The organism is Embleya sp. NPDC025285 (assembly GCF_055558835.1).
Genome location: NZ_JBVHLU010000001.1, coordinates 264,859 through 276,650, shown reverse-complemented (window position 1 = coordinate 276,650; position 11,792 = coordinate 264,859). Strand labels below are relative to the sequence as shown.

Annotated in this window: 10 protein-coding genes and 1 pseudogene; 3 read left to right on the top strand and 8 right to left on the bottom strand. The window is 71.5% G+C overall.

The window, feature by feature from the left end; genetic code table 11:
• Positions 1–108: 108 nt before the first annotated feature.
• The 5 genes from ACZ4FV_RS01110 to ACZ4FV_RS01090 all read right to left on the bottom strand — a co-directional run bounded on the left by ACZ4FV_RS01110 (position 109) and on the right by ACZ4FV_RS01090 (position 6,141).
• Entirely contained in the window at positions 109–1,830 is a 1,722-nt protein-coding gene (locus ACZ4FV_RS01110) for an urease subunit alpha (protein WP_402229176.1), read from the bottom strand.
• Positions 1,827–2,252, bottom strand: coding sequence for an urease subunit beta (locus ACZ4FV_RS01105; RefSeq protein WP_465321541.1), 426 nt, complete (start codon positions 2,250–2,252; stop codon positions 1,827–1,829). Before ACZ4FV_RS01105 ends, ACZ4FV_RS01110 begins: the two co-directional genes overlap by 4 nt.
• Entirely contained in the window at positions 2,249–2,551 is a 303-nt protein-coding gene (locus tag ACZ4FV_RS01100; protein WP_395859746.1) for an urease subunit gamma, read from the bottom strand. The genes ACZ4FV_RS01105 and ACZ4FV_RS01100 overlap by 4 nt, the downstream gene beginning before the upstream one ends.
• A gap of 82 nt (positions 2,552–2,633) precedes the next feature.
• Positions 2,634–3,872, bottom strand: a complete 1,239-nt coding sequence (locus ACZ4FV_RS01095; RefSeq protein WP_395859747.1) for an acyltransferase family protein — start codon at positions 3,870–3,872, stop codon at positions 2,634–2,636.
• A 259-nt stretch (positions 3,873–4,131) separates the two neighbouring features.
• Positions 4,132–6,141, bottom strand: a complete 2,010-nt coding sequence (locus ACZ4FV_RS01090; RefSeq protein WP_465321539.1) for a S9 family peptidase — start codon at positions 6,139–6,141, stop codon at positions 4,132–4,134.
• Positions 6,142–6,236: 95 nt separating this feature from the next.
• Here ACZ4FV_RS01090 and arfB point away from each other — a divergent pair, with 95 nt between their 5' ends.
• A complete protein-coding gene (gene arfB / locus ACZ4FV_RS01085) occupies positions 6,237–6,659 on the top strand; it encodes an alternative ribosome rescue aminoacyl-tRNA hydrolase ArfB (RefSeq protein WP_465321537.1) in 423 nt (140 codons plus the stop codon).
• A gap of 250 nt (positions 6,660–6,909) precedes the next feature.
• Positions 6,910–7,410 carry an ATP-binding protein gene (locus ACZ4FV_RS01080; RefSeq protein ID WP_402229185.1) on the top strand — a complete coding sequence of 167 codons (501 nt, stop codon included), beginning with the start codon at positions 6,910–6,912 and terminating at the stop codon, positions 7,408–7,410.
• A gap of 6 nt (positions 7,411–7,416) precedes the next feature.
• Here ACZ4FV_RS01080 and ACZ4FV_RS01075 read toward each other — a convergent pair whose 3' ends face one another.
• Positions 7,417–8,283: a DUF1206 domain-containing protein gene (locus ACZ4FV_RS01075; protein ID WP_395859750.1), complete on the bottom strand. Its 867-nt coding sequence runs from the start codon at positions 8,281–8,283 to the stop codon at positions 7,417–7,419.
• Positions 8,284–8,482: 199 nt separating this feature from the next.
• A pseudogene (locus ACZ4FV_RS01070) lies at positions 8,483–9,663 on the bottom strand (acyl-CoA dehydrogenase family protein).
• A 101-nt stretch (positions 9,664–9,764) separates the two neighbouring features.
• Between ACZ4FV_RS01070 and yidD the strand changes: the two are divergent.
• Entirely contained in the window at positions 9,765–10,514 is a 750-nt protein-coding gene (yidD, locus tag ACZ4FV_RS01065; RefSeq protein WP_402229189.1) for a membrane protein insertion efficiency factor YidD, read from the top strand.
• Between the two features lie 43 nt (positions 10,515–10,557).
• Here the strand turns inward: yidD and rsgA are convergent, their stop codons facing one another.
• On the bottom strand, positions 10,558–11,646 hold the full coding sequence (gene rsgA / locus ACZ4FV_RS01060; protein ID WP_395859753.1) for a ribosome small subunit-dependent GTPase A: 1,089 nt from the start codon (positions 11,644–11,646) through the stop codon (positions 10,558–10,560).
• Between the last annotated feature and the right edge of the window lie 146 nt (positions 11,647–11,792).

Sequence of the window (11,792 nt, the reverse complement as noted above, 5' to 3'; positions counted from 1 at the left end):
GTCGTAACGTGTCGATGTCGGTCCTGGCCGGTCACCGCAGTCACAGTTCTACATCCTGACGGTGAGTCAGCTTTCACTGACCCTCCGTCAAGAAGCTTTCATGCGCAATCAGAACAGGAAATAACGTTGCGCCATCGGCAGGGTTCCGGCCGGCGCCGCGACCACCTTCTCCCCGTCCACGCGCACCGAGAACGTCTCGGGATCCACCTCGATGTGCGGCATGGCGTCATTGAGCGGCATGGCCGACTTGCCCCGTCCTCGCACATCGCCGGTCGGCACCAGTCGGCGGTCGATGTCCAGCCGCCGCGCGAGCCCGTCCTCCAGCGCCGCCGGCGCCACGAAGTGCACCGACGTCGCCGCGGCGGTGCGCGCCGCCGCACCGAACATGGGCCTGGGCAACACCGGTTGCGGCGTGGGAATGGACGCGTTCGCGTCGCCCATCGCGGCCCACGCGATGGCCCCGCCCTTGACGACCAGGTGCGGTCGTACGCCGAAGAACCTCGGGTCCCACAACACCAGGTCCGCGAGCTTGCCGACGGCGACCGAGCCGACCTCTTCGTCCAGTCCGTGCGCGACGGCCGGGCAGATCGTGTACTTGGCCACATAACGACGGGCCCGCAGGTTGTCCGCGGCCCCATCGCCGGGCAGCGCGCCGCGCCGGACCTTGTTCACGTGCGCGGTCTGCCAGGTGCGCAGCACGGTCTCGCCGACCCGGCCCATCGCCTGGCTGTCCGAGCCGATCATGGAGATCGCCCCGAGGTCGTGCAGCACGTCCTCGGCGGCGATGGTCGAGGGCCGGATCCGCGACTCGGCGAACGCCAGGTCCTCGGCGACGGCCGGATTCAGGTGGTGGCAGACCATCAGCATGTCGAGATGTTCCTCGACCGTGTTGACGGTGTGCGGCCGGGTCGGATTGGTGGACGAGGGCAGGATGTTGGGCAGTCCGGCCACGGTGATGATGTCCGGCGCGTGCCCGCCGCCGGCACCCTCGGTGTGATAGGCGTGAATGGTCCGCCCGCCGATCGCGGCCAGCGTGCCCTCGACGAAACCGGTCTCGTTGAGCGTGTCGCTGTGCAGCGCGACCTGGATGCCCGCCGCGTCCGCCACACGCAGCGCGGCGTCGATCACCGCGGGCGTCGAGCCCCAGTCCTCGTGCAGCTTGAGGCCGCCCGCGCCGGCCCGGATCTGCTCCCACATGGCCTCCTCGGACACGGTGTTGCCCTTGCCCAGGAGGACGAAGTTGATCGGCACCCCGTCCAGCGACTCCAGCATCCGGGCCAGGTGCCACGCGCCGGGCGTGACGGTGGTCGCCTTGCTGCCCTCGGCGGGCCCCGTACCGCCGGCGACCATCGTGGTCACCCCGGCCGACAGCGCCTCGGGGAACTGGGTCGGCGAGATCAGGTGCACATGGCAGTCGACCGCGCCGGCGGTCAGGATCCGGCCGTTGCCCGCGATGATCTCGGTCGACGGGCCGATCACCAGGTCCGGGTGCACTCCATCCATCGTGTCGGGGTTGCCCGCCTTGCCGATCGCCCGGATCCGGCCGTCCCGGATGCCGACGTCGGCCTTGACGATCCCCCAGTGGTCCAGGATCACCGCGCCGGTGATCACCGTGTCCGGCGTGCCCTCGGCGCGGGTGGCCACGGACTGCCCCATCGACTCGCGGATCACCTTGCCGCCGCCGAAGATCGCCTCGTCCCCGGCCGCACCGCGCGGGCGGGTCAGGTCCTCGGTCACCTCGACCAGCAGTTCGGTATCGGCGAGCCGGATCCGGTCGCCGGTGGTGGGGCCGTAGAGCAGCGCGTATCGGTGCCGATCGATCGAGGTCATCGCGCGTCCTCCCCGTCCGACGCGCCCCGTGCCGCGTGTCCCGGGCCCATCGCCTCCCCCACGTCCCCGGCGTCCCCGGTGTCGCCCGCGTCCAGCACCCCGCCGCGGCCGGGCCGGAGCCCGGGCACGATCCGGGCACCGGCCAACGGCACCAGCTCCACCTCGCGGGCCACGCCCGGCTCGAACCGCACCGCGGTCCCGGCGGGCACGTGCAGCCGATGCCCCCAGGCCGCTCGGCGATCGAACTCCAACGCGTCGTTGGCCGCCGGGAAGTGCAGATGCGATCCCACCTGCACGGGCCGGTCCCCGGCGTTGACCACCGGCAACACCAGCACCACCCGCCCCGGGTTCAGCGGGATGGGCTCCTCGCCCAGCAGGATCTCGCCCGGCACCACGGCCGCCAACGACCGGCGCGGCCTCACGGAATCGGCCGATGCACGGTCACCAGCTTGGTCCCGTCCGGGAAGGTGGCCTCCACCTGCACGTCCGCCAACAGCTCCGGAACGCCCTCCATCACGTCGTCCCGGGCGAGCACGTGTCGACCCGCCTCCTGGAGGTCGGCCACCGAGCGCCCGTCCCGCGCGCCCTCCAGCAGGAACGACGACAGGACCGCCACCGACTCCGGGTGGTTGAGCCGCAGTCCTCTGGCTCTCCTGCGCTGCGCCAGATCGGCGGCGTAGGAGACCATCAACCGCTCCTGCTCATGCGGGGTCAGCAACACGTCGTGCCCCTCCTCGAGAGTCGTACCGGCTTGTTGCCCTCGAAGAATCGCCGCCGCGTGTTACCCGTCGAAACGGGGCATGTTAACGCGGTGTATCCAAACCCTCACCACTCGAACGCCGCAACCCGCGCCTCGGGGCGGGGTCGGACGCCGCTCGCATGGTCGTCAGGGACTTGTCGAAGCCGCGCTTCATGAGCCGACTCAGCGGACGCTCGACCAGGCGATGCAGCAGCCATGCCACGGTCAGCGCCGCGACCAGCGCCACCCCGATCGCCGCCCGGTCGCCGAGCCCGCGCTCGCGCAGCCAGTGGATCAGCGTCCAGCCGGCCTCCTGGTGGATCAGATACAGGGGATAGGTCAGCGCGCCGAACACGGCCAGCCCCTTCCACCGCACCCAGTCGAACCAGCCCAGCGCCACCGCGATGATCACCGCGTAGGCCAGAGTGATCGCCACCGACACGCCCACCGTCGACATCGGGTCGCCGACCGCGTCGTCGTAGACCTTCTTCAGGCCCGGCACGTCCGCCATCGCCAGCAGCCAGGTGAAGCCGACCATGGCCCAGAGCAGCAGATTCGGCCCGAAGCGATACATCAGGTAGATGGTCACACCCGCGACGAAGTACGGCGCCTGACGCAACATCGCGAGCTCTTCCAGGATCGGCACCTCGCTGCCGTTCGCGATCATCGCCACGACCAGCCAGATGCCGCAGAAGGCGACCACGCGGCGATAGGTCAATCCCATCGCCACGACGATCGCGAACAGCAGATAGAACTGCAGTTCCAGCCACAGCGTCCAATAGACGCCGTCGACGTCCTTGTACCCGAGCCGGCCCTCGAACATGGTGAAGTTCACCAGCACGGTCCGGGCGTCGATGCCGGCCCGAGCGCCCGGCCGGCCCAGGTCCGGCGCGAAGTGCAGGACCGTGGCGGTGAGCAGGATGGCCGCCCAGAAGGCCGGATACAGGCGCACGACCCGGGAGACCACGAAGTCGCCGGCCTGCCGCCCCCACGAACTCATGCAGATCACGAAGCCGCTGATGATGAAGAACAGTTCGACGCCGAGCCAGCCGTATTGGGTGATCCCGGCGACGGTCGGCATGAAGTCCTGCGGGGTGCGACCGCCCCAGATCTCCGGCACGCCGGCGTCCGCCGTCCAGTGGAAGGACAACACGGCGAGCGCGGCGAACAGTCGAAGCACGTCGAGCGCGTACAGGCGGGTGGGACCCGTGCGGCGGGCGGCGGGAGCCGGGACCGGCGGATCGGGCAAAGGCCCGCGATCCGGTGCGGCGGAGGGTCGCTCTTCGACGGGCGCTTCGGGCATGGTCGGCTTCCTCGACGGTGGGCCGCCTCGGCTCGGACGGTCGACCGCGGCGCGGTCGACACCATCCCACCCGAGGCGGGCGAAAACATACGAACCGATGACCGAGTGCGTCGGCATGTCCGCACTGCCTCGGGAATCACAGGACCCGAGGGTAACGGCCCGCGCGCCCGATCCGGACGGGCGGGCCGACGGGCCGCGTCGCTCACCCGCGCGGCGCCCCGTCGGAGGGGACGCCGCGCTCGGTTCGAGCTGTGTCCGGTCAGAATCCCCCACCCGGCGGGGGGTCGATCGGGTCGGCCGGCCGGAAGCCGAAGACCTTTCCGTAGAACCACAGTTCGGCCTCCAACGCGCGGATGATGTTCTCCGCCCGCCGGAAGCCGTGCTGTTCGCCCTCGAAGGCCAGGTAGACGTACGGCAGCCCCTTCTCCTTCAGGGCCGCGACGATCATCTCCGCCTGGGCCGGCGGGACCACCTGGTCCTCCAGCCCCTGGAACACCGCGAGCGGAGTGGACAGGTGCTCGGTGTGGTTGATCGGCGAGCGCGCCCGATAGACCGCCTCGGCCTCCGGGTACGGGCCGACCAGTCGGTCCAGGTAGCGCGATTCGAACTTGTGCGTGTGCCGGGCCAGCGCCGCGATGTCGGCGACGCCGAAGTGGCTCGCGCCGGCGGTGAAGTCGTCGCCCGCCACCAGCGCGGCCAACGTGGTGTAGCCGCCCGCCGAGCCGCCCCGGATGGCCAGCTTGGTGCCGTCCACGACGCCGGTGTCGGCGAGGTGCCGGGCCACCGCGGTGCAGTCCTCGACGTCGACGATGCCCCACGAGTCGTACAGCAGGTTGCGGTACTCCCGGCCGTAACCGGTGCTGCCGCCGTAGTTGACGTCCGCCACCGCGAAGCCCCGGCTGGTCCAGTACTGGATCCGCAGGTTGAGCACCGCCGACGCCTGCGCGGTCGGCCCGCCGTGGATGGACACGATCAACGGTGGCAGTTCACCCTCCGGCGCCCGCACGTCCGGGTTCTTCGGCAGATACAGCAGCGCGTGCGCGGTACGGCCGGCCGCGGAGGCGAACTCGATCGCCCGCGGCGCGCTGAACCACTGCGCGTCCAACCCGAAGTCCCGGGCCGGGCGCAGCCGTTCGATCTGCAACGCGGTGGCGGTGCCGGGCGCGAGCCGAACCCGGCGCGGCGCGTCCTCGTCGTCCGGACCACCGCCGATCAACAACACCCCGCCGGGCACCGCGATCAGGTCGGACAACCGGTTCAGCCCGGTCTCCACCCGGGCTGGCGGCTGCTCCGGGCGGGTCGGGTCGACCAGACCCAGGTGGTCGAAGCCGCCGGAGCCGACCGAGCAGGCGATCCGGCCGTCGTCGAGGAAGGTGTAGAAGCGCTCGCCGAAGACCCACTGCGGGCCGCCGATCTCCGCCTCGACCGGCGCCACCGCCTCGACCTGACCACCCGCACCGACCCGGTACAGGTTCCACCACCCGGTGCGGTCCGACGTGAACCACAGCGCGCCGTCCGGCCCCCACTCGGGCTGGACCACCGATTCGCGCCCGCCGCCCGCGAGCGCCTGCGCGCCGGTCGGCCGCGGCCCCGCCTCGATCGCCGCGACCATCAGCTCGGCCGCGTCCCACGGCATGTCCGGGTGCGACCACTGGGTCCAGGCGAGCGCGGAGCCGTCCGCGGCCAGGCGCGGCGAGGACACGAAGTCCGGTCCGGTGACCAGGACCCGATCGCCGCCCGGGCCGTCCAGCGGCAGCGCGACGATCTCGTTGACCGCCTCGCCGTGCGTGTTCACCGCCGCCGGCTCGTGGCTCTCGCGCACCGCGACCAGCCACTCGCCCGGACCCCACTGCCCCGCGGGCACGATCGTGAAGTCGGCGTAGCGCAGGCCCGCCTCGACCTCCGGCTCGGCGGAGACCGGCACCGGCGCCGCGTCGCCGGGCGCGAGGCGGTACAACCGCTGATCGGTCCAGTTCGCGAAGACCAGCACACCCGCGCGAACCGTCCAGGCGGCGCCGCCGTACTCGTGCACGCGGGTTCGCGCCGAGAACCCCTCGGGCAGCACGTCCTCGGGCGACCCGCCCGGTCGCAGCCGCACCAACTGGATCCGGCCACCCTCGGACGGCCTACCCTCCGACCACCACACGTCCTCGCCGTCGGCCCGGATGTCGCCGGGAGTCGCGGCCCCCTCCACGAGCCGCTCGGCCGTGATCGGCGAGGGCCAGGACCCGTATGTCTTCGTCTCGTCCGCGTTCATGTCGGCACTCATCCCCCGATCCTCTCCGTCCCGAGCCCGGAAAGCATCCGCCAACGCGCTCGAAAACCCGGTCGACCCGGGCCGGTGCGACACGGGATCATGTCCGTATGACGACAGATCTCGACATTCGCGGCGTGGTGATACCCGTCGCCGAGCTGTCGTGGCGATTCTCGCGCTCCTCCGGACCGGGCGGACAGTCGGTGAACACCACGGACAGCCGCGCCGAGGTGTCCTTCGACCTGGGCGCCAGCACGATATTGCCCGACGAGCTCAAGGAGCGGGCGCTGCACCGATTGGCCGGGCGCCTGGTGGACGGCGTACTCACGGTCGCCTCGTCCGAGCAGCGTTCCCAGCTCATGAATCGACAGGCCGCGGTCCGCCGATTGGTCGAGCTCCTGGTCGAGGCCACCGCCCCGCCCCCGCCACCCCGGCGGCCGACCAAACCCTCGCGCGGGATGCGCGAACGCAGGCTGCGCAACAAGCACCATCGCGGTGAGATCAAACGACTGCGGCGCTCGACGGGCGATTGATCCCGGATCCGAACAGGATCCGAACCGGGCGCAAAGTCGAGATGAAGTGCCACTTACCGAAGCATTACGGATCACACCCGGAAAACCACGCCCCGAGCACGACGGGCCATCGCACACTGCCAACGCCGGCGCAAGACCCGCGCTCCGCAGTGAACGAAGCGAAGGACTCCGGGATGCCATCCCCCGCACGTGTGCCCCATCCGCCCCATCCGACGATCGTCCCGGTCGCGTCCCGCTCGTCGAGTCATCCGTGACCGCCGTCGGGCGGGCCCGCGCCCGCGCTCGCCACGAGCGCACCTCGAGGGACGACCGGCACGACCCGGATCCCGAGCATCGACCCGGGCCCGTGTTCGTGCGTTGGACCATCGCACCCACGGTCGCCGGCGTGCCCGAGGTACGGCATCGCCTGCGCGACCTGTTACGCGCCTGGGGGGTGGCCGAGGAGATCGAGGAGATCCTGCTCCTGGTCGCCACCGAGCTGACCTCCAACGCGGTCCGACACGCCGCGATCCGTACCGAGCGCATCCGGATCACCGCGTCGCACACCGGCGCCGAGGTCCGCCTCGAGGTCGCCGACGACCACCCGTTCCGCCCGCACGCGCTCCTGGACACCGGCCCGGATGCCGAGGACGGCCGGGGGTTGATGATCGTGAAGCTGATGGTCGCCGAAATCGGCGGCCGGATCGACGTCCTGTCGGTCGGCGCCGGGAAGAGCATCCGGGTCACGGTGCGCGGGGACGCGCCGGGGTAGCCGGCCTCAGCGCACCCGGCGCCACCGCGCCTCACAGAACGAGTACAGCCCGAACACCACCAGGCCCAGTGCCACCACCACGAGCAGGGCGGGCCCCACCGGCGTGCCCGCGAACGAGCGCAACGTCTCGTCCACTCCCTTGGCCCGGTTCGGGTCGAACTTCACCGCCGCCACCACGATGAACACACCGGCCGCGCCGAACACCACACCTCGACTGATTCCGCCGATCATCCCGAGCAGGTCCACCACCTTGCGCTGCGTGGGGCTCATCTCGCCGGTGTTCAGCTTCTCCCGGAACTTGCGCAGCGCGTACCGTACGGCCATCCCGATCCCGACGCCGAGCAGCACCAGTCCGGCCAGTCCCACCAGATACCGACCACCCGGCCAGTCCAGCGCCTTGGCGGTGAGGTCCTTCGAGGTCTCGTTGCTGCTGCCGCCCTGCTCCTTGCCCTGCTCGCCACCGTCCGCGGTGAGGGTGCGGATCAGCGAGACGACCACGAAGCCGTAGAAGATCGCCCGGCCCAGCGACATCAGTCGCTTGCTCGCCTTGTTGCCGTCCGGCACGGCCTGCCCGAACGCGGCCTCCACCAGCCGCCACAGGCACATCCCGATCAGCGCGACGACCAGCACCCACAACATGGCCTCGCCGAACGGCTTCTTGCCGATCTCCTCGACCGCACCGCCCCGGTCGGCTTCCTGGTTCTTGTCGCCGAAGGCGATCTGCACCGCGATCGCGCCGACGAGGATATAGAGGAGGCCGCGTGCGGCCAGGCCCGCTCGGGCAAGGCCCACCATCACCTTGCTGTCGGCGGCCTGCCGCCCGGCGGCCTTGGCTTCACGACCCGATTCGGCCATGGAGGCTGACGCTGACATGTCGTATCCCCAAAGGTTGTCCCGGAGCGCCTTCGCGGCCGTGCCGTACGGCATCCGGCTGGGCAGGCGTCTGCCCGGACCGGCCCTGGGCAAACGGCGCGCAAAGCCGCCGCGGCGTCGGGGATCAAGGAATCGAGGGGTCGTCGGGTGGTCGGGTCGCCGGGCGGTCGGGCGGAGGCCCCCCGCCGCGCGGGTCCGATCAGTGGAAGGCGTCCAGGCCGGTGAGCGCCTTGCCGATGACCAGGGTGTGCATCTCCGAGGTGCCCTCGTAGGTGAGCACCGACTCCAGGTTGTTCATGTGCCGGATCACCGGGTACTCCAGCGAGATCCCGTTCGCGCCCAGGATCGTACGCGCCTGACGGGCGATCGCGATCGCCTCGCGGACGTTGTTGAGCTTGCCGAAGCTGATCTGCTCCGGGCGCACCGCGCCCGCGTCCTTGCGCCTGCCCAGGTGCAGCGCGAGCAGGTGCGCCTTGCCGATCTCCACCGCCATGTCCGCCAGCTTGGCCTGGGTGAGCTGGAACCCGCCGATCGGCCGGCCGAACTGCTCCCGCGTGCGGGCGTAGTCCAGCGCGGACTCGAAGCACGAGCGCGCCGCGCCCACCGTGCCCCACACGATTCCGTACCGGGCCTCGCCCAGCACGTCAGCGGGCCGCGCATGCCCACCACGTCGGGCAGCACCGCGTCGGCCGGCAACCGTACGTCGTCCAGCGTCAACTCGCTGGTGATCGACGCACGCAGGGACATCTTGTGCCTGATGTCGACGGCCGCGAAGCCGGCGGTGTCGGTGGGCACCACGAAGCCGCGCACACCTTCCTCGGTCTGCGCCCAGATCACCGCCACGTCGGCCACCGAGCCGTTGGTGATCCACATCTTGCGGCCGTTGAGCACCCAGTCGTCGCCGTCCCGCTTGGCGTGCGTACGCATCGACGCCGGATCCGAACCGTGATCGGGCTCGGTCAACCCGTAGCACCCGAGCGCCTCGCCCGCGGCCAGCCGAGGCAGCCACGTGCGTCGGTGCTCCTCGGTGCCGAAGCGGTGGATCGCGAACATCGCCAGCGAGCCCTGCACCGACACCAGCGAGCGCAACCCCGAATCGCACGCCTCCAGTTCCAGGCACGCCAGGCCGTACTGCACCGCACTGGTCCCGGCGCAGCCGTAGCCGCCCAGGGTCATCCCGAGTACGCCGATCCCGCCCAGCCCACGCGCGAGTTCCCGCACGTCGGGCAGCTCGCCGCGCTCGAACCACTCGGCCACGTAAGGCGTGACCCGGTCGGCGCAGAATCGGCGCACGGTGTCCCGGATCGCCTTGTCCTCGGGGTCGAGCAGATCGTCGATGCCGAGCGGGTCCATCGGGTCGAACGCGGGTGCCTTGGCCATCTGCGGGTGCCTCCTGTGTGCGGACCGGGAGACCCGAACGGCGCCGAACGGGTCCCGGTAGATTGCCCCGAACATAGATCCGGAACACGGGGAGCACCACCATGACCCAACCGCCACACGACCCGCATCCCCTGTTCGGTGACGGCGCGGGCCCGCCCGGCGAGACGCCCGAGCAGCGGCGCCGCCGGCTCGAGGAGGAAGAGGAACGTCGCCGCCGCCAGGAGCGCCGTGAGGATCTCGTGGACGCAGCCGGGGAATTGGGCAACCAGCCCTCGGGCGGCGGAGGTGGTGGTGGTGGCGACGGCTGGTCCGGCGGCGGATCCGGCGGTTCCGGGGGGTCCGGCGGTGGATCGGGCGGTGGTCGTGGAGGTGGTGGCGGCGGAGGTGGTGGCGGCGGAGGCGACGGCCGGGGCTGCTGCGGCCGCGGCGGCAACCGGGACGGCGGCGATCGGGACAGTGGTGGAGGCGGGGGTAGTGGCGGCGGGGGCGGCGGCGGGGGCGGTCGCGGAGGCGGCGGGGGAAACGGCGACTGCGGTTGCGACGCGTGCCTGATCAGCCTGTTCTCGCTGCGCCTGATGTGGATCGCGCTGACCAGCCTGCTCCGCCCACGCGGCGGCTCGCCCGCCCGCCGGTTGGGTGCCGCCGTGGAGCGCTACCGCACCGAGATCAGCCCGCGCACCCCGCCGTGCTGCACCTTCACGCCGACCTGTTCGACCTACGGCAAGCAGGCCCTGCACCGGCACGGCGCGGTCCGGGGCACGTATCTGACGGCGCGTCGGCTGATCCGCTGCCGCCCCGGCAACGGCGGCTTCGACCCGGTGCCGGGCGCACGGCGGGCGAAGGGACACTGACCGGCGGTCGGGGGGCGGACCGAGTCCGCCCCCCGACCCGGCGTCACTTCTTCGGCGACGGCGAGCGGCGCATCTCCTTGTGGATCAGCTTCCACTCACGGGCCCGCTCGGCGCGGATGCGATGGTCCTCGCGCGAGGCGATCCAGCGTGCCTCCCGGAGCAGCTTGCGGTAGCTGTCCAGGCGGCGCTGCGGCAGTTCGCCCGCCTCGATCGCGGCGAGCACCGCGCAGCCGGGTTCGCTGTCGTGCGTGCAGTCGGCGAAGCGACAGTCCCGGACCAGGGCGTCGATGTCCGCGAAGGTGCGGTCCAGACCCTCGCCGACGTCGTACATGCCGACGCCGCGCATGCCCGGGGTGTCCACCAGCACGCCGCCGTTCGGCAGCGGGACCAACTCGCGCCAGGTGGTGGTGTGCCGGCCCTTGCCGTCGCCGCGCACCTCCTGGACCGAGGTCACCTCGGCGCCCGCGAGCGCGTTGGTGAGCGTGGACTTGCCCGCGCCGGAGGTGCCGATCAGCGCGACGCTCTGCCCGGCGGTGTAAGCCTGAAGCACGTCCAGGCCCTCGCCGGTGAGCGCGCTGGCGACCACGACGTCCACGCCCATCGCCACCGACTCGACGTCGGTGCGCAGGTCGTCGGCGTCGGCCGCGAGGTCGGCCTTGGTGAGGATGACCAGCGGCCGGGCGCCGCTCTCCCACGCGAGCGTGAGCAGCCGCTCCAGCCGGCCGAGATCCGGCGGCACGTCCAGCGGGACGACGGCGCCGATCAGGTCGACGTTGACCGCCAGGACCTGACCCGCCGAGCGCCCGGACGCCTGCGAGCGCACCAGTGCGGTCCGGCGCTCCAGCAGCGCGGCGACGAACGCCTCGCGCCCGTCGTCGGGAAACTCCAGCGCGGCCCAGTCGCCGGTGCACGGCAGTTCACCACCGCCGTGCGCGGCCCGCACGGTGCCGTCGGCGGTGACCACCTCGCACAGCGAGCGGTCCACGCGGGCGATCCGCCCGGGGACGAGGCCGTGGGTCAGGTAGGGAGCGAATTCGATGTCGCGGTCCGCGTCCCAGCCGTAGGCGGCGAGCACGTCGGAGGTCGCGACGGAAGAGGTGTTGCGGGAAATGCGGTGCTGCTGGGAAGACAAGCCGGTGGCCCTTCGAGGGGCGGATCCGCCGACCTGCGCGCCACCCGGAACGACCCGGTGCGGCTACGCGGTGCGAACCCGAGAGATGGAGAGGGGGAATGAGGTCCAGCCCATCCGGGCGACCGTCATCAAGGTCGTGGTCACGA